Consider the following 25151-nt stretch of genomic DNA (forward strand, 5'->3'; position numbering starts at 1 on the left):
AACTTTAACCTCGCATCACAAACTTGGCAATGAAAAAGCCGTCACTATTATAACTATCAGGTAAAATTTTAAGCATCCCATTTGGAGCTTCAAGATTACCTGTTTTAAAAGACTGTAACCGATATTTAGAATGCTGCTCTAAAAATTTCTCGACTACTTCTTCATCTTCTTCAGTAGCAATCGTACAAGTTGAATAAACCAATTCACCACTTTCATTTAATAGCTTAGACACATGGTCAAGAATATTCAACTGAATTTGCTGTAATTGTTTTAAATCAGCTGGATGTTTATTATACCTAATTTCCGGTTTTCGTCTTAACAAGCCTAAGCCGGAACATGGCGCATCAACTAAAATTTTATCAAATTGTTGTTGGTCAAAAGATTCATCTGCTTTACGAGCATCCATTGCCATCGTTTTTACGCGATCAATTACATTCATTCGTGTCGCGTTTTGACGAACTAAGCGAAGCTTATTTTCATGGATATCCAAGGCGATTACTTGACCAGTAGGTATTTTTTCAGCTATTTGAACGGTTTTACCACCCGGTGCACTACATGCATCAAGAACATTCTCATCACCAATAAAGTCAAATGCACTTACAGCCAAACTAGCAGCTTCATCCTGAACTGTCAATTCGCCTTTCTTGAACAAAGTAGAATTTACGATACCACCTCGACTAAGAACAAAGACATCATCAGATAATTGTGATCTTTGTGGTGCAAAATCAAGTTCTGTTAATTCAGAAAATACCTCATCAGGATTAGCTAACCTAGAAACGCGCACTGTATTCTTTGCGTTTTCATTAATGCTGGCTAAAATGCTGCCAGCGCGCTTTTCACCCCAGTGACTAATCAGATATTCTACTAACCATTTAGGCGTGCTCTCTTTTACACTTAAATAATGGACTAAATTATTTTTTTCAGGTAAAACAGTCCCTCTGCGAATTAACGAACGCAAGATACCGTTAACGATTTTGTATCCAGTCGAATTTTTTTTGCCAAATTTCTTTGCTAGCAAATTCGCCTCGTTTAAAACGGCACGATCAGGAACTTTATCCATAAAAATGAGCTGATAACCCGACATTAGAAGTAACGGCTTCAGATACTCTTCCTTAAGTTTAGTTTTAATTAAATCCTGTATTTGATAATCCAAAAAGATTTTATATTGAACCGTACCATAAACTAGTCTTGTGGCAAAATTACGATCAGCTTGTGATAGATTCGTTGATCGCAAATTATTATTTAAACTGATATTGGAGTACGAACCATCACACAAAATACGAATTAAAGTTTCTAATGCAACTGCTCGCGCACTTTTATTTAGCAATTTGATCTCCTACTTTAAATTTACCACCTTGTCCGTTTAAAAAGCTTTTGACATCCATTCTCTTCTTGCCCGCTGGCTGAATCTCTTTAAGTTCCAAAACTGTTTTCTGAGCCATACTAATCGCAAAACAATTATTGTTTGCAACCAAGGAGCCCACCGGTAAATCAGTTGTGGTAGAACTAACAGCAGCCTGCCAGACTTTTAGTCGTTTACCATCAACAAGTATGTAAGCACCTGGATCGGGATTAAGTCCACGAATCAGGTTATTAGCCTGCGCTGCGGTCATAGTGAGTTTGATTTCTTCCTGGGCTTTACTAATATTAGGTGAAAAAACCACTTTACTTGCATCTTGTGGTGTTTTTTTAGACGGATCAGCAATTATCTGCGGCAAAGTTTGCAGTAATAAATCACGACCAACAATCGACAACTTAGCAAAAATACTGCCAGTTGTGTCATTATCCGCAATTTTGATGGCTTCTTGGGCATAAATGTCACCAGCATCCATCTCTTTTACCATTTCCATGATAGTTATTCCGGTTTTGGTATCACCGTTTATTAATGAGTACTGAATTGGTGCTCCACCACGGTATTTTGGTAAAAGCGAACCGTGAACATTAACAGCCGCAATTTTAACCGAATTTAAAAACTTGGTAGGCAAAAATTGACCGTAAGCAGCAGTAACAATTAAATCAGCGTGCATTTGAATTAGTTCTTCCACTTCAGGTGAGCGGGAAAGTTTTACTGGTTGGAAAATTGGTAGTCCCAAACTTTCAGCGGCAACTTTTACTGGCGTCTTGGTCAGTGTTTGCTTGCGACCAACCTTTTTATCAGGTTGAGTAACAACGCCCTTAATTTCATAGTCATTTGCAACTAGTCCCTTTAAGATTGGAACTGAAAATTCAGGTGTCCCCATAAAAATTACTGATGTCATTTATAAATTTCCCCTTTACATTATGCGTTCAGGTTCATTATCGATATAGATATTTAAACCATATTTTTTAACTTTTTGTGCAGAATCTTGAATTTGGTGCAACAAATTGTTCAAATTGTCCTCTTTTTTATATTTTACCAGTATTTGATAGTAATATTGGTTTTTTAGACGAGAAATTGCACTTGGAGTTGGACCTAAAATGATTGTTTCCGAATGCAGATGACTCTGAAGTTGCTTTTTTATCCTAAAGGCTTCGCGCGCAGCATTTTGCTCATTTTTAGATGCGACTGAAATCAAAACCGTGTAAAAATACGGGGGATAGTTACCAGCATGCCTAACCCGCATTTCATACGCATAAAAATGCTCATAATCCTGTTTTTTAGCTAGTTTAATAGCATAGTGATCTGGATTAAAAGTTTGAATAATGACTTCGCCCGTTTTTTCAGCACGTCCAGCACGTCCAGCAACTTGTGTGAGCAATTCAAAAGTGCGCTCAGAAGCGTTATAATCTGGGACCCATAATCCTGTGTCCGCATTTACCACGCCTACTAAGGTAACATTTGGAAAATCAAGCCCCTTTGCGATCATTTGCGTTCCCAGCAATATATCTGCTTCATGATTACCAAACGCATCCAAGATTTTTTTATAAGCACCCTTGCGTCTTGTAGTATCCACATCCATTCGCAATACTTTGGCTTCGGGCAGAAGTTCATTCAATTCTTCCAGCACCTTTTGCGTACCTGTTCCAAGAAACCGAATTCTGCTGCTTTTACAATTAGGGCACTCACGCGGAATTGAAGTCGAGTAGCCACAATAATGACACTGCATTTGGTGCGTATCTTTATGCATCGTTAACGAGAGGTCACAGTTGGGACATTTCATAACATAACCACATTCGCGGCAGAGCATAAAATTAGCAAAACCGCGGCGATTAAGCATTAAAATTATTTGCTCATGCCTAGCTAATCTATCCTCAATTGCTTTCACTAATTGGACAGACAAATCTAGCTGATTTCCTGCAAAATCAGCTTGCTTAAGATCTACTAAATGAACTTCAGGCAGTTTTTTATTATTTGCCCGCTGCGGTAATAATAATAACTGATAAACACCCTTTTGTGCTCGCGCACGACTCGAAAGAGAAGGCGTTGCACTGCCTAACACTAACGGACAGGAATTATACTTGCTACGCCAAATTGCAACATCACGGGCATGATAGCGCGGATTATCCTCTTGCTTATAAGAAGATTCATGTTCTTCATCAATTACAATTAACCCGATATTCGTTAATGGTGCAAAAACGGCACTGCGTGCGCCAACAACTACGCGAACTTCTCCGCGGCGAATTCGGCGCCACTCATCGTACAATTCACCTTCTGATAACCCACTATGCAAGACGGCAATTTGATCTCCAAAGCGATCTTTAACTTGTTCAACCATTTGGGGAGTTAATGAAATTTCCGGTACCAGCATCAAGGCATTTTTACCGAGAGCAAGGGTTTTACTAATCGCATTAAGATAGACTTCGGTTTTCCCACTGCCAGTAATTCCTTCCAACAAAAAGGTTTGTGCTTTTTTGTTTTCAATGGCAGGGGTGATTTGAGCTAAAGCAGCTGTTTGTTTATCATTTAATACAACTTGATGATGGTTTTTAGTAGGTGTTGCAAAACCAGCTAGGGGATCACGGTATATTTCTGCCTGATCTTTACGTAACCATCCTTTGTTCACAGCACTAGTAAGAGTCGCCGTGTTAATTTCAGCCTGTTTTTCTATCAAAGTTTGTTTCAACGGAAACTCATCATAATGCTGAATCACAAACGTAAGCAGCTGTTTTTGTTTAACCGCGTTACTTCTGAGTTCTTCATAAAAAGCAAGATAATCTTTTTGCGCTAACGGTAGCGAATAAACGTTTTCCGTTTTTACTTTTGCACGATTTTCAACGATGTATTCAACCTTGGCCTCATCATTGCGAAGAAGTTTACGGATATACGCAATTTCACGATTATCAGTAACTTTAGTTAAATCAATCGGATCACCTTGAAAAAAGGGTAACGCCTTTGCTTGATCAGAAACCGGTGTTAATACTTTACGGTAATTTGCCCGCATCACTCGCGGAAGCATGGTTTTTAAAATTGAAATGCGATAAGAAAATACTCGCTTTGCTAGTGCCTTAGATAAGTCCACTAGTTCATTTGTTAACGGCGGCATTTCATCCACTACTAAAAGTAAATCTTTCAGCTGACCTTGATATTGACTTTTTTCACTTAACCCTACAACAAAGCCCTGCAACTTGCGTGAACCGAACGGAACAAAAACGCGAGAACCAATTTCAACTTCATCTAGTTCATCTGGAACATGATATTCAAAAATGCGGTCTGTTTGCTTTGCCGCAATATCTACAATTATTTGCGCAATCATTAAATCACCTTTAGTAAAAATGACCTCCATCTCATTGGGATGGAGGTCATATAATTTAACCGATTACTGATTAACCTCACGATGACTTGAATCGACGGTAACTTTGCCGGCTTCAATCTCTTCAAGGGCTTTACCAACTGGCTTTTGTGATTTGTATTCTTTTAATGCCTCTGGCTCGCCAGCCTCTAACTCATGTGCTCGCTTGGCAGCAAGTACAGATAAAGAATAGCGTGAATCAACTTGTGCCAATAATTTATCAATTGATGGGTATGTAACTCTCATTTTAATCCTCCCTGACCATCTTACGATAGGTATCAATTACTCTTTTAACGCTAACGTGTTCTGCATCAACAATTGCCTTGATATGATCAACGGCGTTAGCAACAGTATCATTTACAACTGCATAATCATAATCTTGCATAACTAAGATTTCATTACGTGCCTGCTTAATTCGACCCATAATGACATCTTCAGATTCTGTTCCACGATTTTCTAAACGCAAGTGTAAAGTGTGCAAATCAGGTGGTGTCAAGAAGATAAAAACACCATCCGGCATTTTTTCTCGCACCTTTTGAGCACCATTAACGTCAATTTCCAGTAAGACATCCTTACCTTCATTCAACATCTTTTGAACAGGATCAAGCGGTGTACCGTAAAAATGATTTACGTAATTATTATATTCTAAAAGCTTCCCTTGGTTAATAGCTTCCTGAAATTGCTCTTCACTAACAAAATAATAATCTCGACCATCAACTTCACCTGGTCGCGGCTTCCTCGTAGTCATCGAAACCGAATATTCGAAAGGAAAAACCTTATTTTTTACAATTGCACTTTTAACGGTACCTTTTCCAACTCCTGAAGGACCCGAAAGGACAAGTAACAAACCTTTTTCTGCCATGCCATACTCCCCTATAAAAAGCTAATATGTTTAGTTTGCACTAAATGCGCAAGTTTTTCAAGTTCGATCATTATTGATGTATTATACTTTGAGCACAAGTTTACACTCTTAAACAAAAAACTTTAAATAAAAAGCTTGTTTTTCAAAACAAATGTTCTTATAATATAAATAGTCAAACAGATGTTCGAAACTTACTGAGGGTTAATTTGATGAAAAACTCACTTAAGAAAATCTATCATTACTTATTTGATTATGACGACGACAGACTGAGTATCTATAATCAGTTTCACAGTGAAATATTATCTTCTTTACAATATGCCTTATTGCATCGCGCCTATGCTTTAATCAGCTATCAAGATGGCAGTAGCGAAATTGGCCAGATTACTAAACAGGTTTCGGCCGGCAGGTTCGTTTTAAGATCGGCTGACTGTAAATTGCTCAAAGTAATCGACCTGGACAATATTTTCAGAGTTGATTTAGACTAAAGTCTGTTAATTTAACTATAAATATTAAACACTAAAAAAGCTCAAGAATTTACATAAGCTCTTGGGCTTTTCGTTGTTTTATCTTCTTAATTTAAATAGAAAGTTTCACTTTTAATTTGAAAACCTGCATTTTGATAAGCATGAATTGCAGCTTGATTGTCCGGTTCCACATCAAGAACAAATCTTCTTGAACCTTTTTTCTGCCTAATTGCCATCATTTTCTTAATAAAAAATGTGGCATAACCGTGACCGCAAAAGTCCTTAGCAACAAACAGACCAAAGAAATAATCAAATGAGCCAGGATCAATAGCGCAGTAGCCAACAACCTTGGTATGATCAGTTAACACAAAATTGATTTTTTCTTTATCTTTAAAGCCTTCAGTAACATATTTCGTTGACGATTCATTGCTTTTGTCAAATGCTTGGCAATATAAGTCAACAACCGTTTTGATATCACTTTTGGTCATTTCACGAACTGCCAAAACTTGATTGAGCATATCTTCTTTATCGATTGACTTTGGATTGGTAGTTTCCATGTGGTAATCATGATCATCAATTTTTAAGTTCATATTCTTTAAAAAATCCGGATTTTTATCAATAAATGGTTTTTCAGAAACAAAACAATAGTCAAAATAACCATATTTATTCATGATTTTTTCTGCCCGCTTTATCATTTCCATTGCAATACCTTGCCGGCGATATCTAGGACAGACTTCCACGTGCACTTCAACTTCTTCAGTGGGCTTTTCATCAGCATATAACATTGTCAATCCAACCATCTTGCCATTATCAAGCGCATAGACAAATGTTGGCATGTCGGAAAAATAATTATATTGGTTACTTAAATAAATTTCATTATATGTGCTGTCTTCTGCACGTACACTGGCGGTTAGCTTTTGGGCAAGTAAAATTTCGGCTTCATTAAGAGTTACCTTTTCAAAGTATTTCATTTTTTCTTTTTAAAACTCCTCATTAGGTCTTTCGCATTTTGCTTCGCCGCTTGGGTAACATCGCTTCCAGCCATCATTTCCGCAATTGCAGTTACAGTTTCTTCTTGTGTCAGTGGCCCAATTTGCGTATAAGTTGCGCCATCCTTAACTTGTTTAGCTACCAGATATTTTTGGTCACTGGCGGCCGCTACTTGCGGGGAGTGCGTAATCGCAATCACTTGCTTGTGTTCACCAATTGAATGCAATTTTTCACCAATAGCAGCCGAAACCCGACCAGAAACACCCGTATCAATTTCGTCAAATATCATTGTGCCTACAGGTTCTACACGGCTAAAAATAGCTTTAAGTGCTAAGATCAAACGTGATTGTTCACCACCAGAAACTATTTTAACTAACGGTAACAAATCTTCTCCGGGATTAGGTGCAATTAAAAAGACAACTTCATCCGTTCCCTTTTTAGTAAAAGTCTTGGTTGGTGAAATAGCAATTGCAAACCGCGCTTTAGCCATATACAGGTCTGCTAATTCCTGCTTTATCTTTTCTTCAAGTGAACGGGCCACCTTTTCACGAGCTTGGTGCAATTTATCAGCTCTTTCGGTCAATTTTTGCTCTATTACAGTAACACTTTTTTGCAGCTTTTCTTCGTCTAAACCGCCCGTTTGATATTGACCTAATTCTTTTTTGACTTTTTCATAAAAAGCAAAAACATCTTGTAAACTCGGTCCGTATTTTTTCTTCAATGAATTAAGCAAGTCCAACCGATTGGTTACGTACTGGAATCTTTCTTCATCAAAGTCCATTTCATCCAAGACATTTGAAAGCTCACTGCGGGCATCACTCAATGCATAAACACCATCATCAATCGTCTTAGCAATGTCTTTAAATTTACTACCATACGTAGTCAAATCATTAGCTGCTTGTTGCGCGTTGCCAACTAAGGTTTCAATCCCATGTTCTTCATCATCATAAAGCTGCATCAAATAATTAGCAGTATCAACAATTTTTTGATAATTGTTAAGCTCGTTATATTCTTCTTCCAGCTGTTCGTCTTCGTTAGGATCAGTCAAATTTGCTGAAGATAACTCCTCATTTTGAAAGGTTAAGATATCCTGCTTTTGGGCTAGTTCTTGTGCATCACTTTTTAAGTGGTTTAACCGGTCCGTTAATTTTTGCCAAGTTGCAAACTCATCTTGATACTGCTTTAGCTGGTCTTTAAATTCATCCGAAGCATAATTATCGACTAAATCAATTTGACGATCCTGGTCCATTAAAATTTGTTGATCATTTTGACCATGAATATCAACAAGGTAGTTACCAAGCTCACGTAACACGTTAATGGTCGTCAACTGTCCGTTAATTCGAACAACATTTCTGCCCTTAACTGCTAACTCACGACTAATAACCAGTTGACCATCTGAATCGGGTAAACCGTATTTTTTACATAAATTGGTTATTTTTTGAGAGTCTTCCCCAATTTCAAAAAGACCCGTTACTACAGCCTTTTTTTCACCGCTTCGAACCATTTCTTTTTGCCCACGGCCACCCATTAGCAATGAAACAGCGTCAATAATAATTGATTTACCTGCACCAGTTTCACCAATTAAAACCGTCATGTGTTCTTGAAAACGAACTTTTAACGCTTTAATAATAGCAAAATTCTTAATATCCAGCTCAACTAACATTGTCTTCTCCTACAATTCAGAAATTGCCCGTCTAACAACGTCTTCAGGTGTTTGCGTCCACAAGCACTTGCCACCATTTGCCTCGTTTTTTTGCAAATGAATCAGAAATTCGATATTTCCCTTACCACCTTTGATGGGGGAATAATCAACATCTAAAACATTAAAACCAATCTCACGTGCTTTTACTACTGTGTGTTCAATAACAGCGCAGTGCACAGCATGATCATGGACAATGCCATGCTTACCAACGTTTTCGGGACCCGCTTCAAATTGCGGCTTAATCAAGCAAACAGCATCGCAGCCATTTTTTAGAATCTGATACATTGGGGGCATGATTAAATCCAGCGAGATAAAGGATACATCAGTCATTGCAAAGTCAGGCAACCCAAGAGTAAAATCTTCTGGTTTACTATAACGGAAATTTTGCTTTTCCATTACAACCACACGTTGATCATCCCGTAATTGCCAAGCAAGCTGATTATAGCCAACATCAAGTGCATACACTAGTTTGGCATGATTTTTTAACGCCACATCGGTAAAGCCACCAGTTGAAGCACCAATATCCAAACATATTTTATCAGTTAGATCAATCTTGAAAGATTTTAGTGCTTTTTCGAGCTTAAAACCACCACGGGATACGTATTTTTTGCCAGAATCTTTAAGGTAAAATTTTTCATCGATAGGAAAACTAGTCCCGCTTTTATCAATTCGTTGGTGATTATGATCTGAAATTAGGCCAGCCATGATTGCGCGCTGTGCCTGATTTCGTGAATGAAAAAGTCCCTGCTTGGTCAGTAAAATATCTGCTCTCTCTTTTGTCATTTAAAGCACCTTTTGGTATAAATCAAGAAAACCAGCTAAAATTAGGCCATTTAATCCAACCAATGTTGACTTAGCATGAATGGTTAAACGTAATAATTCTTGGCGGCTTTTTTCAACTCCTAAAACTGTCAAAGTGTTATTTTTGCCACTTTCTTGATCTTTATGTGTCTTTTTACCTGCTTCTTGACTTGTTTCAGTAATATCTACCAGGTCATCATAAATTTGATATGAACGACCAAAATCTTTTGCAAAGGCCAGTAATTTGGCTTTGCTTTGCTCATCAGCTTCAGCGTAGACAGCGCCCATTTCAACACAAGCTTCGATTAAGCATCCGGTCTTAAGCCATTCCATCCGATCAATCAGTTGTTCATTATCAGCAACAGCTTGGTTATTAGTTGAATCGATATCCAAATATTGACCACCAACCATGCCATTAGCGCCAATTGCAGCGGTAATAATTTTAACTAATACAATTGAATTGCTTCCTTCAGCAATCCATTGAATGCCCAAAGGTAGCAGTGCATCCCCAGCTAAGATAGCTTCAGCTTCACCCCATTTGCGGTGACTAGTAAGCATACCACGACGATAATCGTCATTATCCATGGCTGGAAGATCGTCATGAATCAATGAGTATGTATGAATTAATTCGATTCCGCAACTGATCTGTATCTCCTTTGGTCCAATTTCTTTACCTAAGGAATTAATTGTTGCCAAAAAAAGCAGTGGCCGTAATCTCTTTCCACCAGCCATTACCGAATAAGACATAATTTGACTAATTTGCTTGTCATCAATATCTTCTTTTAAATGGGTAGCTAAATACTCATCAATGACACTTGTCCATTTGTTTTTAAATTCTGTAAAGTTCATTTTTATTATTCTTCCGGTGCTGCAGCATTATTAGGGTCAAGTTTATGCTCTGTGCCATCACTATCAATTAACTTAGCGACAGTTTCTTCAGCCTCAGTCAAGCGCTTATTTAAATCACGACTTAACTTAACGCCAGCTTGAAATTCATCAAGAGCGTCTTCCAAAGGAAGATTACCATTTTCAAGGTTATTGACAATTTTTTGTAATTGCGTCAGTTCTTCTTCAAAATTATTTTTCTTGGTTGTCATTGTCATTTCTCCTAGTTGTTTTTACAATTGCTTTTGCTTGGCCATCTTTAAAATGAAGATTCACTTCATCTTTTACATTGACTTGTTCAATTGAACCCACAGTTTTTGCTGCAGTGTCAGTTACATACACATAGCCACGCTCAAGTGTTTTAAGTGGGCTGTAATCATCAAGTTGTTGCCCGAGTTGAGCAAGCTGATGCCGTTTTTCGCGTAACAAGTTGCGCATATTAGCATTTAATTTTTGATAGTAAAAATTCTCTTGCTGTAATATCTGCTCAATTCTTTTAGCCGGATTCTGCGCAAATAATTTTTGGGTACTTAATTGATAGCTTTGCCTATTTCTCTCAAGCAGATGTGTCATATTACGTTGAAGTCGATCACGTAAAAGATCCAAAGTTTGTGCTTGCTCATCGTACAATCTAGCCGGTTCGCGCATAATAACAGAATGATTGATCCGATTCAAAGCATCGCGCCGAACACGAATAACATTTTGCATACTAGAAAGCATACTACTTTGCAACTGATGAATATTGGCTAATTCATCGGTTAAATTAGGTGTTGCATATTCTGCAGCTGCAGTTGGAGTGGCAGCGCGTGCATCAGCTACAAGATCACAGAGAGTTGTATCAGTTTCGTGACCAACTGAAGAAATAACCGGCATTTTCATGTCGTAAACTTGCCTAACGACGGCTTCTTCGTTAAAAGGCCATAGGTCCTCTAAGGAACCACCACCCCGACCAATTATCATGACATCATATTTATCACCATAATTAGCGATTTGCTTCATTGCGCTTACTAAGGAATCTGCTGCTCGGTCACCCTGTACCTGTGCAGGAAACAGATCCACTTGTGCATGCGGAAAGCGGCGGTTAGCAGTTACTAAGATATCATGAATAACTGCACCAGAGGCACTAGTAACAACAGCAATATGATCAGGAAACCGTGGGAGTGGTCGTTTATGCTCTTGAGCAAACAAACCTTCCTGGGCTAATTTCTTTTGCAATTGCTGCAACTGCTCATACAAAGCCCCTAGTCCAGCTGGTTCCATTGCTTCAGCATAGAACTGATATGTCCCTTGAGGGCCATAAACATTGACATACCCAGTGATATAAACTTTCATTCCCTCTTCAGGCTTAAACTTCACCTTATCAAAATAAGAACGAAACATAACAACATTGATTTTTGATTTTTCATCTTTTAAAGAAAAATATTGGTGTGAATTCCGTCTGTAACGAAAGTTAGAAAGTTCACCTTGAAGAAAAACCTTATGCAAATACGGATCATTTTTAAACTTTTGCGTAATGTAATAATTTAAATCCGTAACGGTAAGATATTTGCTATCTTCCATTTTTCCTCCTTGTCAATGCGACTACCTGTTCCATTAATGATTCAACGGTCAATGGTCCGATTCCACCTGGGACCGGTGTAATGTATTTTGCTTTTGGCAAAACCCTTGCAAAATCAACATCACCAATTGTTTTTCCATTTTGCCGGTTGATGCCAACATCGATTACGACGGCATCATCTTTTACCATATCTGCTGTAATCAGACCTGCTTGACCAGCGGCAGAAACTAAAATATCAGCTTTTCTGGTGTATTCATCAAGATGTTTCGTTTTCGTATGTAAAATTGATACTGTGGCATCACGCTCAAGCATTAATGCAGCAAGTGGCTTACCAACAATACTACTGCGGCCAATAATTACAACATTTTGTCCACGCAGATCAATCTGATAGTAATCAAGTAAAGCCAAAATTCCGTGAGCAGTTGCCGGTTCAACAAAATGATCTCCCCGCCATAGACGGCCAACATTACTCGGTGTGAGACAATCAACATCTTTACTTGGACTGATGTGCTCTAATGCTTCATTAAGATTAATTTGATCTGGAACGGGTAACTGAATCATGATTCCGCAAACCTTTTCATCTTGATTTAAGCGATCAATTAAAGTTAACAGGTTATTCTGGGATTCATTTTGTGCAAGTTGATACACTTGTTGCTCAATTCCAACTTCAGCAGCTCTTTTTTTCTTGGTTTTCAAGTAAAGCTGACTACTGGGATCATCACCAATATTAATTACACAAAAAAGAGGATTTAGCCCGCGTTTTTTTAAATCCTTTACTTTTTCTTTAAGTTTACCAGCACGTTTTTGCGCCAGCAACTTTCCATCCAGCAATTGTCCCACTACAAATTCCTTTTTTAAAAAAATAGCCGGCCTCTAGCCGACTATTAGTTATTTTTTGATAAAGTTTGCCAAAATACCGTTAATAAATGGCTTTGTTTTAGGATCGGCAAATTCATCACATAAGTTTAAAGCTTCATTTACTGCCGCTTTAGGCTCTATTTCATCACTGTACTTAATCTCGTATAAACTAACTTCCAAAATTGCAAGTGAAATTTGGTTAATTCGGTCAATTCGCCAATTTTTCTTTAAGTAAGCAGCAAGTTGGCCCTTTAATTCATCCCGCTTTTCAATTACGCCTTCAATAATAGTTTTTGAATAAGCAGAAAGTTCTTTCAGATCAAGCATCGCAACAGTTTTAGCTTCAACTTCGGCAGGAGTATATTTAGGCTCTTGATTAGCTAAATATACTGCTTGCATTGCAACTCTACGACTCTTGTGTTGATTCATTTTTACCCTTTTCATCAATGTCAGAGAACAGTTGAGAAGTTCCACCATCATCCTGTTCTTCTTCTGGAAATACCAAGCCGATAACATGAACGTTAATTTCTTTAAGGGTTAAATCAGTCATTTGAAGAACCTGACTCTTTAACGACTTTTGAAGCTCCTTGGCAATTTTAGGTACGTTACAACCAGCTTCAAAGCTAACGTAAACATCAGCAATCAAATCGCCCTCATCATTGACTCTGATTTCGATCCCACGGCGACGATCTTCACGACCTAAAACCCAGTTAATCCCAGATCTAACGTTACCATGCATTTCGGCAACACCGTCAACTTTTTCGGCAGCAATGCCCATGATAACTTCGAGAACACTAGGATCAATTTCGATTTCTTCACCGTTATTTTTATCATTTAAGACAATTTTTGAACTATCTGCCATTTTGTTTTACCTCAAAAAAACTACTTATTTGTTTGCACGAGATACGTAACTACCATCGACTGTATTGATAACTAAAATGTCACCTTCATTAATAAAGAATGGGACATTTACAACAAGGCCAGTTTCCATTGTAGCAGGCTTACCACCACCAGAAGAGGTGTCGCCTTTAATGTTCGGCTCAGTCTTTGCAACCGTCAATTCAACGGTGTTTGGCAATTGGATTCCTAAAGTTTTGCCTTCATGCATAATGACACTGACATCCATATTTTCTTTTAAATATTTTGCTTCGTCAGTAATTTGATCATTCGGAATAGCCAACTGATCATAAGTTGTCGTATCCATGAAAACATAGCTTGAACCATCATTGTACAGGTATTGCATTCCCTTAGTTTCAATTTCTGCAGTTTCAACTTTTGCAGTTGACCGGAATGTATATTCCTGAACAGCACCGGTATTCAAACTCTTAAGCTTTGAACGAACGAAAGCACTACCCTTACCAGGTTTAACATGTTGAAATTCAACAATCCGCCATAAGTCATTATTATACTTAATGGTTAGGCCATTCTTAAATTCGTTAACTGAAATCATTGTCATATTAAGTACCTCATCTCCATAATAATATCTTACCAATTCATGAATGATTTTACTATCAATAATATTTAACTTTATAAAGAAATTAATTCATCTTTGGGCAAAGTTGATAATGTTTCTGGTGTTTGGTCATGAACAAGGATGTCATCCTCAATGCGAACGCCACCTTTATTAGGTAAATAAATTCCTGGTTCTACGGTGTGAACCATATTATTAACTAATTTTTGCTTCCCAAATGGTAGCGCAGGCTGACACAGTTCGTGTATTTCTAAGCCAATACCATGACCGATTCCGTGACCAAAATATTGGCCATATCCTTGCTCATTAATGTAATCTCTTGCTGCTTGATCAACATCTTTGCCATAATTACCAGCTATCGCAGCTGCTATACCACGTCGTTGAGCTTCATGAACAATTTCATAAATTCGATACATTTCATGGTCAACCTTACCTACTGCAACTGTTCTAGTGATGTCAGCCGCATAGCCGTGGTAAAACGCACCAAAATCAATTACGACCATGTCACCGTCTTCAATCATTTTATCACTGGCAACACCATGGGCCCAAGCAGAGCGGACACCAGACGCAATAATCGTATCAAAGCTGGGACCATCGCCACCATTGATTTTAAAAAGATAATCAAGCTTAGCTCCAATATTGCGTTCAACTGCACCAGGTTTGATTAAAGGCAAAATACCGTTAAAACTGTCCATCGATACGTCAATTGCATGACGTAAAGCGTCAAGTTCAAGGTCATCTTTAACATTGCGAACTCGTTCTACCAGTTCTTCGCAAGTCGCAAACTCAATTTGCGGATTCAATTCTTGAAGATGCGCAAATTCAATTGCTGAAACAAATTCGCCTTCAATTAAGATCTTATTTAAATTTAGAGCTTTTAGCTGGTTGCTAATTTCTTCATCCTGATTGGCTTTTTTCATAATGACTTTTAATTCGCCAGGAGCTTCGAACTTAATCTGATCAGCAAAGCGTGAATCAGATAATAAAATTCGGTCGCCTTGAGCGGTTAAAATCAATTGTGCTTCTTCACCCGTAAAATTCGTCAAATAACGGTAATTAGCCTGATTGAAAATCAAGATTGCATCAGCATTTTGCTCTTTTACTAATTTTGTTACTTCATCAATACGTCTATTTAACAGAGTTAATAATTCGTCTTGCTCAGTCATTGCTAGTACTCCTTACCTAAATACTTGAACTAATTTTACCCCGAAAGCCTAATAGATAACTAGCTAATTAAATTAAATATTATCAATTTAAAAACAGAAAAAAGACGAGAAGCACATGCTTTTCGTCTTCTTATTAAGAACTAAATTACTTAGCTTCTTCTTCAACTGGGATAACAGAAACTTGCTTTCTGTATTTATCCTTACGTTCAAATTTAACTACACCATTTACTAATGCAAATAATGTATCGTCTCCACCTTGACCAACGTTCTTGCCTGGGTGAATCTTAGTACCACGTTGACGATAAATAATCGTTCCAGCATGAATAGTTTGACCATCAGCAGCTTTAGCGCCTAAACGACGACCAGCTGAGTCACGACCGTTAGCAGTAGAACCTCCACCCTTGTGGTGGGCAAATAATTTAAGATTTAAAATATTCATTATCTCTTTCACCTCTAGCTTAATTCAATCTTTTCAACTGTAACCTTAGTATAAGGTTGACGGTGACCATATTTTGAATGTGAGTGCTTCTTAGGCTTGTACTTGAAAGTTACAACTTTCTTTTCCTTACCTTGTTTCTCAACTTTAGCAACTACTTTGGCACCCTTAACAAGTGGAGCACCAACTTTAACGTCGCTACCATCAGAAGTTAAAATTACTTGATCAAAAGTAACTTCCTTACCTTCTTCAACGTCAAGCTTTTCTACAAAAACACTATCGCCTTCAGCAACTTTATATTGCTTACCACCGGTTTTAATAATTGCGTACATTTACTGCCCTCCAAAAAAATACTCAGACTCGCCAATTGAGGTGCTTTCTTTTAGTAAAAGACTTCTTACCTCAAAATGTGCGGTTGCAGATGTGAAGGTCTCCACACATACAACTATTTCATATTACTACTCTAAGAGCAATTTAGCAATATAAATCAATCTTATTTCGCTAATTTAGATTAGATTTGCCACTTACCACCATGAACTTTAGCAATATTTTCAGTGACGATAAATGCTTCATTGTCGATTTCGCGTGCTTTAGCTACTAACTGCCCATATTCATTAGTATCAACGACTATTACTAATTGCTGTTTATCCTTGTCAGTATAACCTCCGACAACATTAAAAACTGTTAAACCATCATAATCTTCCTGCAACATGTTACGAATTTCATCTAATTTACTATTACTCATAATGCGAACCTGGTATTTTTTATCAAAACCAGTTTCAGTATAGCGCATTGTAATCGTAGTAATAACTTGTGAAAAAGCTGCCAGCAAGAATGCTTCTGTACCATCAACAAAAAGATTCAAAACAATAATGGTCATATCAATTGCCATCAATGACATGGCCGGATCGATATAGAAATATTTCTTAATAATTAATGGTGGAATTGTCGTTCCTCCTGAAGAGGCATTAATGCGGTATAACATTGAAACGCCAATTCCCATTAAAACACCACCGTAAATGACAGCTAGCATATTATTCGAAGTCAACTTAAAACTTGGAGTAATTGCCATTAGTATTGGCAAAAGCATGCTGCCCAAAGCTACTTTTTTTAAAGTTTCTTTACCAAGGAAAATGACTGCTAGAACCAGCATAAGCAAGTTTACAATAAAGACGGTTAAAGAGCGGTTAATTCCCCAAACTGCATCTACTAAAATTGAAATACCGGTAGAACCTCCAGCCGCAACATTAATTGGAGCATAAAAGAAGTTGATTGCAATCGTAATTATTTCTAACCCAGCTAAAAAGAACAGCCAGTATTGCCACGTATGTTTATGTTTTATGTTTCCCATCTCATCTTCCTTTCATAAAATATAGTAATTAATTATACAAAAAAAGATCTATTTAGCCAAGAAATATGCTAAAAACGACGTTTTTTGGCACTTGATTTAAACAGATCTTTATTATTATAATTTTTAATTAAGTTTCCATAAAGTTTGCTAAATATGCTTTACTGTTCAAGCTTTTGGTATTCAATCGTTTGATTACCTTCATAAGCAGGTAAGCCCTTTTCCGCACGGTATAGTGCTCGTTCAAAGGACTGGAATCCTTTGCTTGAACTAACAGCAAATTTAACATGATATTTACTGGCAAATTCCCTAATGTTCCAGGTACTATCATGGGCTGCAAATGCCGTTACTAGGATAACAATATCTAAATCTTTAATTTGATTTTCAAGCAGTTTTTTCTTGCCCTGAAAGGCATCAATAGGAATTGGAATGCCATTGTACCGGCTGACAATACCTTCAAACATGGCTTCATTTTGATTGTCACCAATGGCAATGCCAACACGTTGAAAATGCAGATCCATATCTAACTTGGTTAAGTAAGTAGTTTTTTCTGCGGACTTTACTTTTTTCTTCTTAGTTTTAACTGCATTTTCCGGTTGGTCAAGTTGGTAAATCCACCTGATTTTAATTGCTTCGGAAGGATTTTTCTTAATGCGCACGTCACCATCATACCAAGCTAAATCGACAATCGACCCATCCGAAAGCTCAACCTTGTTTTCTGAAAATTGGCTAGAATCAACGGGTAATAGTATCGTTTCCCCCCGAATACGCAATTTTTCGCCATTAATGTTTCTGCTTATTGACAAATGACCAGAACGCCCCTGAACTACCGCATATTTAAAAGTGGAGATCTGATCAACCTGCATGCTAGGAAGCTGATGGAAACCTACAACACGCAATAAATCCGCTTCATAGTTCGGATTACTTTCATTTTCAACAGCTTCTACTATGTCACCAGTTTTCAGATTTAAAGAATGAATCTGTGACTCTTTCAAGGTAAATACGCACCGATTGCTGTCATTGATTAAATCACATCCAGAAAGAAGCCGTACTACCGTATAGCGCTTGCCTTTTCGATAGTCCCGCTTGGGTTTTTCGTTTTTCTCTAATGCTTTTTCAAAAACTTTTTTGTTGATGACATCGTTAGTAGTTTTCGAAGAACGGATGGCTACTTCTAAACTCTGTAAATTTTTCTTTAAATTTGAATCAAATTTTGGTGCCATCAGCAACTGATGAATTACAGACAATGCCGAATTTTTCGCCTTAGGTTCACCTGGAGTTTTTACCAGTTCAGCGAGGCTCGCAAGCAACACATTAAGCCGTTTTTCTTCCTTTGACTTTTGATCTTTCTCTGTAGGCACTTTTGCCTGCTCTTCGTCAGTCATTCCCAAAATCAACTTGATTGCAGCCAATCCGTTGCGCAGACTTTGTTCTTCGCCAGTAGTTTTGGCCAGTATTCGTTTTAAGTTATTACGGTAGTCAAACATTTTTCTCAGCTTCTTCAATTTAGTTACATTCATTTTAGTATACCAAAGCCCAATACAAAGAAGTAGCGATCTGTATCGGCTAAACTTCTAGTTTTAAAAATCTTACCCAATAAAAAGCAATAAGCTAGTATCCTAGCTTATTGCCTCAACCCTTGACATTTTTGAAAGATTACAGTAGGAAAAATTGCCTTAATCTTCAAAAAGCCCCACCGCCTGAGCCTCCGCCGAAGCCGCCTGATGAGCCGCCTGAAAAGCCACCAGACGAGCCGCTGCCATAAGAAACGCTACCGGCAAAACTGGAAGAAAAATTCTCCGAAAAGCCATTACTGCCACTGATAAAGAACGGTCCGTAATAACTATAGTCTGAGCGCTTTAGTTCATCATTACCGAATTCAATCTTGAGTTCTTTCAGAACTTTTTTAGCCAAACCGAAAGCGACTGCGTAAGGCATGATTTCCTGCCATAAAATCAAGTCACCGACATCACGCATTTCAAAGCGACCAACATCGTTAAGCATTTTTTCAAAACCACGAACTTTATTGGTTTCTTCTGCCCCCTTTTTGGTATATTTGTTAGTCAGAACATTGCTTATAATTAATCCGTAAACGCCTAACAACAGCAAAATTGCTTCTGCAAGAAAAATTAATAAACCGTATTTAGGAATTCTCATAAAAGAAACGACAGCTGCGCCGAAACTGATAACTAGTGAGAGAATTATTATTTCCAGCACATTATCTCGGTAATGATTTAATTCCGCAGAAAGCAGATCATCCTCAAAAACTCCGAAATATTCATCCTTTGTCCATTTATAATAGCCCTTATCTAGTTCTTTCCCCTTATATTTTTCCAGTTGCTGCGTGGTTACTGCTTTACCATCGCCTACTATTGTAAAGAGCGTTGTCAAGACTTCATTTTCAGCCAAAACTGCGGGGTCAGTTGCAGTGATTCTATAATAAGTCTTGTTTTTTTCTTTATAGTCTTCAATCTTAAGTTTCTTTTTGACGACCTGAAACATGATGTAAGCCGTAAAAGCTTCTACATTGGGAACTTTACCGGTATCTAAAATTTGTGCCCTCACTGGATCAACGTCAGGTATGTCGTAATTATGCTCTAACTGACTTTCTGTTTTAGGACAGACACCATGCTTTTTGGCGGTGAATCCCCTTATAATTGCAATAATACCAAAAAGCAAGCCGATCACAACGAAAATTAAATCTAAGATATTTTGTTTATTCCGTTTTTCATTAGCCTCTTTTGCCAAACCCGCCTCTTGCTTTAAAACAGATTGGCGGTGATTTTTATTCACAATCTTTTTGTTTTTGGGAGTAACACTTAAAGGAAAAATTGTGTGAACTTCAACTCCGGTTTTTTTGCCAAGATTATCAACTCTCATGACAATTTTGCCTTTTTTGGGTTCTACCGCGATATGACCGTCAAGTGGTCCATGTGCCCATGCTTTCAAGTTTTTAACTGGTCCGGGAAATATGACGGTCGCCTTTACCTGATCAATACTTTTTTGCCAGTTATTACCAATAATCATGAAATTTAGTTCTGCAACGTCACGGTAATTGGTAATTGCATTGGTGATTTTATAATGGTATGTAACGAAAAAATGTTCACCCTTATGAATTTTTTTATAAACTTTAAAGCGGTAAACATCACCAAATTTGTAAAGATCATAAGTAGCTCTTGAACTGATTTTGTCTCTATCCCCTCTATCAATGACACTGGGATTTTTAATTTTTTGATCACCTTCGAGAGTTTGAAGATAATAAACACCGTGGGCATTATCTTCAAATTTATACCGAATTTTCTGAGTCAAGCTTAAAGAACCATCCGGATTTACTTTAGCAGTTGTTTCATCACTTTCGAGATTATAGTCAATGTTGTTGTCAGCATTAACCTTTTGTGTAGAAATAAGAACAAAGAAAACGACACTCAGTAAAGATAAAATTGTTAAAAGTTTCCTTTTCATAGCAACTCCCATAAAAACTGAAATATTGTCTTAATTATACAAATTATCAAGAAAAATAGATATAACAATTATACGTCTGGAGAAAAATACACCTTTGCCGTTTTTAAAGCTAGCTCATTTTGGTTTACTAGTGGTAGTTAAGCAATTAGTTTTCTAATTAAAAAGTTACTGCCAAGAAAAAGCAGAAATTTCTTGTTGCAATTAGCAAAACTTTTCTCTATAATGGTTAATGTTCCTGTGCGGGACACGCATAATGCGTTGGTCTGGTAGCTCAGCTGGATAGAGCAACGGTCTTCTAAACCGTGGGTCGTGAGTTCGAATCTCACCCGGATCATTATTTACGATTTTTGTCGGTTTTTATCAGTTTAAAATGCTGTTACATCAGCATTCCAATCTTTATTGATTTTTATTAATTTTTAAAGTTGGCTAACATAAAGAAGCCCTAGCAATGATATGAACCCCAAAATTAGGACAGTTTAATAAATTTTAACTAAGGACTAATGCCCGATATTCAAGCGGACTTAGTCCTTTTAGTTTTACTTTGATTCTTTGCTGGTTATAGTAACTGATATATTTTTGGATTGCTTCTTCCAGCTCCTTTAGATTCTTAAACTGGGCTTCAAAGCCATAGAACATTTCCCGTTTGAGTATGCCAAAGAACCCTTCCATCAATCCGTCATCTAAGGAGTTGCCCTTACGCGACATAGACTGTTCGATTCCATGGTCTTTTAGCCAAGCTTGGAATTTAGGATGCTGGTACTGCCAGCCTTGATCTGTATGAAAAATTAGACCATTTAATGCTGGATGCTTGCGCCAAGCCTGTTTTAGCATGTCCATAATCTGTTTAAGGTTAGGACTGCGAGAAATGGAGTAGGCAATCACCTCTTGCGTGCAGCCATCAACAATGGGTGACAGGTAGGTCTTCTGACCGTTGAATTTGAACTCGGTCACGTCTGAATACCACTTATGTTCTGGGTAAACTGCGCTAAAATTACGTTTAATCAAGTCGATCTTAATTGGACCCTGAGTGCCGCGATAGCTATTATACTTGCGCCAGCGTTTACTGACAATGCCAAAGAGTTTCAGCTTGTTCATCAAGCGTTGTACTTTTTTGTGATTGACTAGCAAACCACGCCGTCTAAGTTCCAGGGTAATGCGCTGATAGCCATAGCGGTGCCGGTGTTCTTCATAAATGGCTTTGATTTCAGCCATCACCTGCTGGTTGCCACAATCCTTATCCTTTTTCTGCAAATTGTAGTAATAATTACTGCGGGATAGATGCGGGAGATTGGGATTAGCATTAATAACAGCAAGAATAAAAGTTACGCTGACCTTGAGTTCACGCCTCAGTTGGGTAACTGCCCGGGCTATTTCCGTGGCTTGCGGTTCTTGGTCCGCTGGTCGACTAAGGCGGTCAATTTTTTTATAAATTCGTTCTCGATGGTCAGCTTTAAGTTCTGCTGGCGTAAGTGCTCGTTTTCTTGCTTCAGACGGTTGATTTCTGGATCTTATTTGGGCATGGGGCAATCGTCCTTTCTGTTTGATAACGACATTATACCCGTTTTCACGATAGCTGCGAAGCCAATTAGCTAGCATACCGTTACTTTTTAGGCCAAGATCAAGTGCCACCTGATAAGCTGGTTCATGCTTGACTAGTACTCGTATAATAGCCTGCTTTTTAAACTCAAGTGAATATTCAGTATAGGGCTGGTCTAAAATAGCTAAACCATGACGTTGAATAAGAGCAAGCAAATACTTAATGTTAGCAGGATTAATGCCATAACGTCGACCCAATTCTTTAGGCCCAAGGTGATAATTCCGCCAAAGATTGAAGATTTCAATTTTATCTTGTTTGGATAATTTAGCCATAATAAAAACCTCGAAGTTGTCCTAACTTCGGGGTTCATATCACAATTAAGCTAGAGCTTTTTTCTATTTTTTTCGTTTTTGTTTTTTAATACACAAAATGAGCATAGCGCTTGTTTTTAAGCTTTTTTGCTAGCTTAATTGAGCGATAAAAGTGGTTTGCTCCATTGGGATACACACCATATTCATTTGTCAAAACTTGATGTCCATTTAATCTTGATACATTGAAGTATGGCGCTGCATGACTTGCGTACCAGTTCCAATAAGTTACCCATTTATGACCTTGGAATTTTGTCAATGTAGGATTTAGAAACACCCAATTTTCTTTTTTACTATCTCTTTTGTCCCAATTCGATCCTCCTTTAGGTTGTACATGCAAATAAAGTACTCCTCTTTTTCCATTATATAAGATATGATTTTTTTCTTCGTATAAATTGTTTTTGTTAGTTGTCCTTTATCGTATTGATACCAAGTTCCTCGCATTTTTTTTTGGAAAAACTTTTACATTTATTTTTTCTTCTTTTGCTTGTACAGCAGTTGTAGTTGTACTGCCAACTGCTACCAAGCTAATCACAGCTGAAATAAAAATCAATATTTTTTTAATTTTCATCTCTGATTCCTACCTTTCTTTACTTTTAAATGTCATTATATTCCTAATGAATCAGTGTGCCAACAATCAAATATCAAATAAAAGAGCACAAAGCTGAACGGCATCCATACAGTCAGTATTAAAAAAGCATCCTAAGTATGCCCCAGGATAAAAGTTGAGCATTTTTAAAAAGAATATATTCAAAGTAAAACAAGTATTCACACAATGAAAATAAGTTAATGTTATCCAAGCTAATTATAGTGACAGAAAAAATGATTCTGAACGTGAACTATATTATTAGCTGGTATACCGGCTCCCCAAACAACGTAGCCAAGTTTGCCTACTTGATAAATGTGCTTATCATTAATAACTAAATGAACAAAAGTCTGGCCAGTGTTAATATGAAGCTTCGCCATTTGGTGTAACTGCTGAATGAGCCAAGATAAAATTACTTCTGACAATCCCTGGCCTGACTTCATGATCGGTTAAAGCAGAAGTTCATTTTCTTTTTACCACTATCGCCTGTGGTTTCTGCTTCGTGAACAAAACCTGTTGCTAGGTTTGGAATATCAGCAATCCACTTGGTTTTAATTTTGTGTTTGATGTCATAAATTGTTACTACGTAGTAAACAATGATTGCCAATACAACTAGTATCGCGTGCGCCAAGTCAAAAATTTCTTTAACGCTCATTATTAAATTCCTTTCTAAAAAAGAGCACTAGATGTTATTATCTAGTACTCTTTTAATTTGTCAGTTTCGCTTTTAATTTCTCGTATTTTTCTTAAATTTCTAAGCATTTTTTGCGCTCATTTGTTAGATTTGAAATGATGTCTTTAGTATCCTCCTTATGTGATTTGTACATTACAGCAATTAAGGTGACGGCAACACTTATGAAAGTTCCCAAAACCTGTATAAGATTGCTCAGGTCATGCACACGACCATCTTTCTAACTTTGACAAATATATCGATAGCATAATATTGATATTTCTACATTACCTATGACTGTAAGTGCCATCCTAAACTCACTAACTCCAATTGCATGTAACAGTTGGATTGTAATTAAAAACCTCATTGTACACATACCAACTATTATCAAAAACATATGTTAACCTTTTGTCATTCATAAACAAAGTCTATTCAGGTTTTCGGTCATACTTAATCACTCTAATTCAAATTTAGTGCTTGTTTTCTACCTTCCTGAACAGCATCATCAATAACTTTGTTCAACACATTGGTATGTCTATCGATTGTTCCGTAATAACCGTCCGAAAAGCCTTGCTTTAGTCCTTTGAGCATGCTTATATCTTTTTTCGACTTAAGTAATGTCTTACTTTATTAGCAAGACTAGTAGTAAACATAGAATTTTCTTGTGTCAATTTATCTTGCTATTTTAAAAGTCATTCATTTGGATACGGCTTTCCTATCTTTTATCTAATAGTCATCTAAAAATTTCTTATGCCAAAAAGTACCAATTTTCACAATAATGATTGTTCCAATCCTTAGCATGTCAAAAAAGATTTTAGTGACTAAACTTTGGTTTTAGGACAATATCCCAGGCGCTTCATACACATTTTCAAGCCATTAATAACAGACTACAAAGTCTATTGGGCTTTCGTAATCGTCACTTTTTTATCATAAGTGGCGGTATTATCACTTACTTCTATACCTGTACATTCCATGTGTGGAATAATTTCCTTAATGATATAATTTCAAAGTCTGATTGCAGTCGGGCTTTTTTTGCTTTTTCAAGTTCCCAGTAATTGCTTGGATTGCTGACTAAATGAGTGAGCACCCCAAGACAATTACTGTTAGCCATAATATTGCTAATTCGCGTTTAGCGCTTTTTTGGATACGCCATAGTTTCCGAAATCGAAGCAAGTATTTAACAAGTCTATCTGTTTGTGAATTAACCTTTCTAAAATTTTCATGTTTTTTACCTCTTAAATGTCTTTTATTAAGGCAATTCTACGTTCCAATCTATTC

General features: G+C 37.2%; 28 protein-coding genes, 1 tRNA gene and 1 other annotated feature. Of the genes, 2 read left to right on the forward strand and 27 right to left on the reverse strand.

The window, feature by feature from the left end:
* Positions 1 to 4: 4 nt before the first annotated feature.
* The 5 genes from rsmB to gmk all read right to left on the reverse strand — a co-directional run bounded on the left by rsmB (position 5) and on the right by gmk (position 5571).
* Positions 5 to 1327: a 16S rRNA (cytosine(967)-C(5))-methyltransferase RsmB gene (rsmB, locus tag J3U71_RS06465; RefSeq protein ID WP_267393235.1), complete on the reverse strand. Its 1323-nt coding sequence runs from the start codon at positions 1325 to 1327 to the stop codon at positions 5 to 7.
* On the reverse strand, positions 1317 to 2258 hold the full coding sequence (gene fmt, locus J3U71_RS06470) for a methionyl-tRNA formyltransferase (protein WP_267393238.1): 942 nt from the start codon (positions 2256 to 2258) through the stop codon (positions 1317 to 1319). The genes rsmB and fmt overlap by 11 nt, the downstream gene beginning before the upstream one ends.
* Before the next feature lie 15 nt (positions 2259 to 2273).
* Complete coding sequence (priA, locus tag J3U71_RS06475) at positions 2274 to 4673, reverse strand: primosomal protein N' (RefSeq protein WP_267393240.1); 2400 nt, start codon at positions 4671 to 4673, stop codon at positions 2274 to 2276.
* Positions 4674 to 4736: 63 nt separating this feature from the next.
* Positions 4737 to 4955 (reverse strand): DNA-directed RNA polymerase subunit omega, encoded by a 219-nt coding sequence (rpoZ, locus tag J3U71_RS06480; protein WP_103751808.1) that lies wholly within the window; start codon positions 4953 to 4955, stop codon positions 4737 to 4739.
* A gap of 1 nt (position 4956) precedes the next feature.
* Positions 4957 to 5571, reverse strand: coding sequence for a guanylate kinase (gene gmk / locus J3U71_RS06485; protein ID WP_220268135.1), 615 nt, complete (start codon positions 5569 to 5571; stop codon positions 4957 to 4959).
* A 209-nt stretch (positions 5572 to 5780) separates the two neighbouring features.
* On the opposite strand from gmk, the gene J3U71_RS06490 reads away from it, so the two are divergent.
* Positions 5781 to 6056, forward strand: a complete 276-nt coding sequence (locus J3U71_RS06490) for a hypothetical protein (RefSeq protein WP_220268136.1) — start codon at positions 5781 to 5783, stop codon at positions 6054 to 6056.
* A gap of 86 nt (positions 6057 to 6142) precedes the next feature.
* Here the strand turns inward: J3U71_RS06490 and J3U71_RS06495 are convergent, their stop codons facing one another.
* The 16 genes from J3U71_RS06495 to J3U71_RS06570 form a co-directional block, all read right to left on the reverse strand.
* Entirely contained in the window at positions 6143 to 7006 is an 864-nt protein-coding gene (locus J3U71_RS06495) for a GNAT family N-acetyltransferase (protein ID WP_267393245.1), read from the reverse strand.
* The gene (recN, locus tag J3U71_RS06500) at positions 7003 to 8688 is read right to left on the reverse strand and encodes a DNA repair protein RecN (protein ID WP_267393247.1); all 1686 of its coding nucleotides are present in this window, start codon (positions 8686 to 8688) and stop codon (positions 7003 to 7005) included. The genes J3U71_RS06495 and recN overlap by 4 nt, the downstream gene beginning before the upstream one ends.
* Positions 8689 to 8697: 9 nt before the next feature.
* The gene (locus J3U71_RS06505; protein WP_267393249.1) at positions 8698 to 9510 is read right to left on the reverse strand and encodes a TlyA family RNA methyltransferase; all 813 of its coding nucleotides are present in this window, start codon (positions 9508 to 9510) and stop codon (positions 8698 to 8700) included.
* Entirely contained in the window at positions 9511 to 10377 is an 867-nt protein-coding gene (locus J3U71_RS06510; RefSeq protein ID WP_267393251.1) for a polyprenyl synthetase family protein, read from the reverse strand.
* Between the two features lie 5 nt (positions 10378 to 10382).
* On the reverse strand, positions 10383 to 10625 hold the full coding sequence (locus tag J3U71_RS06515) for an exodeoxyribonuclease VII small subunit (protein ID WP_267393253.1): 243 nt from the start codon (positions 10623 to 10625) through the stop codon (positions 10383 to 10385).
* The gene (gene xseA, locus J3U71_RS06520) at positions 10606 to 11973 is read right to left on the reverse strand and encodes an exodeoxyribonuclease VII large subunit (protein WP_220219833.1); all 1368 of its coding nucleotides are present in this window, start codon (positions 11971 to 11973) and stop codon (positions 10606 to 10608) included. The genes J3U71_RS06515 and xseA overlap by 20 nt, the downstream gene beginning before the upstream one ends.
* Complete coding sequence (locus J3U71_RS06525) at positions 11963 to 12811, reverse strand: tetrahydrofolate dehydrogenase/cyclohydrolase catalytic domain-containing protein (protein WP_220268142.1); 849 nt, start codon at positions 12809 to 12811, stop codon at positions 11963 to 11965. Before J3U71_RS06525 ends, xseA begins: the two co-directional genes overlap by 11 nt.
* A gap of 48 nt (positions 12812 to 12859) precedes the next feature.
* The gene (gene nusB, locus J3U71_RS06530) at positions 12860 to 13258 is read right to left on the reverse strand and encodes a transcription antitermination factor NusB (RefSeq protein WP_103751818.1); all 399 of its coding nucleotides are present in this window, start codon (positions 13256 to 13258) and stop codon (positions 12860 to 12862) included.
* Positions 13236 to 13691 (reverse strand): Asp23/Gls24 family envelope stress response protein, encoded by a 456-nt coding sequence (locus J3U71_RS06535; RefSeq protein WP_103751819.1) that lies wholly within the window; start codon positions 13689 to 13691, stop codon positions 13236 to 13238. The genes nusB and J3U71_RS06535 overlap by 23 nt, the downstream gene beginning before the upstream one ends.
* A 24-nt stretch (positions 13692 to 13715) precedes the next feature.
* Positions 13716 to 14285, reverse strand: coding sequence for an elongation factor P (efp, locus tag J3U71_RS06540; protein ID WP_220268143.1), 570 nt, complete (start codon positions 14283 to 14285; stop codon positions 13716 to 13718).
* 71 nt (positions 14286 to 14356) lie between these two features.
* A complete protein-coding gene (locus J3U71_RS06545) occupies positions 14357 to 15466 on the reverse strand; it encodes a M24 family metallopeptidase (protein WP_267393257.1) in 1110 nt (369 codons plus the stop codon).
* A 145-nt stretch (positions 15467 to 15611) separates the two neighbouring features.
* Positions 15612 to 15905 carry a 50S ribosomal protein L27 gene (rpmA, locus tag J3U71_RS06550; RefSeq protein ID WP_046307181.1) on the reverse strand — a complete coding sequence of 98 codons (294 nt, stop codon included), beginning with the start codon at positions 15903 to 15905 and terminating at the stop codon, positions 15612 to 15614.
* A gap of 14 nt (positions 15906 to 15919) precedes the next feature.
* A complete protein-coding gene (rplU, locus tag J3U71_RS06555) occupies positions 15920 to 16234 on the reverse strand; it encodes a 50S ribosomal protein L21 (protein ID WP_103751822.1) in 315 nt (104 codons plus the stop codon).
* A gap of 14 nt (positions 16235 to 16248) precedes the next feature.
* Positions 16249 to 16329 (reverse strand) — a sequence feature (ribosomal protein L21 leader region).
* Positions 16330 to 16413: 84 nt separating this feature from the next.
* The gene (locus tag J3U71_RS06560; protein ID WP_220268145.1) at positions 16414 to 17253 is read right to left on the reverse strand and encodes a YitT family protein; all 840 of its coding nucleotides are present in this window, start codon (positions 17251 to 17253) and stop codon (positions 16414 to 16416) included.
* A gap of 158 nt (positions 17254 to 17411) precedes the next feature.
* Positions 17412 to 18737, reverse strand: a complete 1326-nt coding sequence (locus tag J3U71_RS06565; RefSeq protein WP_267393366.1) for a DUF2325 domain-containing protein — start codon at positions 18735 to 18737, stop codon at positions 17412 to 17414.
* Between the two features lie 196 nt (positions 18738 to 18933).
* Positions 18934 to 20712, reverse strand: coding sequence for a DUF2207 domain-containing protein (locus J3U71_RS06570; protein ID WP_267393260.1), 1779 nt, complete (start codon positions 20710 to 20712; stop codon positions 18934 to 18936).
* Between the two features lie 260 nt (positions 20713 to 20972).
* Between J3U71_RS06570 and J3U71_RS06575 the strand changes: the two genes are divergently transcribed.
* Positions 20973 to 21046, forward strand: a tRNA-Arg gene (locus J3U71_RS06575).
* 152 nt (positions 21047 to 21198) lie between these two features.
* Here the strand turns inward: J3U71_RS06575 and J3U71_RS06580 are convergent.
* The 6 genes from J3U71_RS06580 to J3U71_RS06605 form a co-directional block, all read right to left on the reverse strand.
* Complete coding sequence (locus tag J3U71_RS06580; protein WP_323848340.1) at positions 21199 to 22581, reverse strand: IS3 family transposase; 1383 nt, start codon at positions 22579 to 22581, stop codon at positions 21199 to 21201.
* Between the two features lie 85 nt (positions 22582 to 22666).
* Positions 22667 to 22957, reverse strand: coding sequence for a hypothetical protein (locus J3U71_RS06585; RefSeq protein WP_267393262.1), 291 nt, complete (start codon positions 22955 to 22957; stop codon positions 22667 to 22669).
* Between the two features lie 75 nt (positions 22958 to 23032).
* A complete protein-coding gene (locus J3U71_RS06590; protein ID WP_267393264.1) occupies positions 23033 to 23188 on the reverse strand; it encodes a hypothetical protein in 156 nt (51 codons plus the stop codon).
* A gap of 230 nt (positions 23189 to 23418) precedes the next feature.
* Positions 23419 to 23628, reverse strand: a complete 210-nt coding sequence (locus J3U71_RS06595; RefSeq protein ID WP_267395719.1) for a hypothetical protein — start codon at positions 23626 to 23628, stop codon at positions 23419 to 23421.
* Positions 23629 to 23642: 14 nt separating this feature from the next.
* Positions 23643 to 23858: a hypothetical protein gene (locus J3U71_RS06600; RefSeq protein WP_267393267.1), complete on the reverse strand. Its 216-nt coding sequence runs from the start codon at positions 23856 to 23858 to the stop codon at positions 23643 to 23645.
* Positions 23859 to 24332: 474 nt separating this feature from the next.
* A complete protein-coding gene (locus J3U71_RS06605) occupies positions 24333 to 24464 on the reverse strand; it encodes a hypothetical protein (RefSeq protein WP_267393269.1) in 132 nt (43 codons plus the stop codon).
* Positions 24465 to 25151 lie beyond the last annotated feature (687 nt).

Origin of the sequence: Lactobacillus sp. B4015, assembly GCF_026536055.1 — a bacterium.
Taxonomy (GTDB): Bacteria; Bacillota; Bacilli; order Lactobacillales; family Lactobacillaceae; genus Lactobacillus; species Lactobacillus panisapium.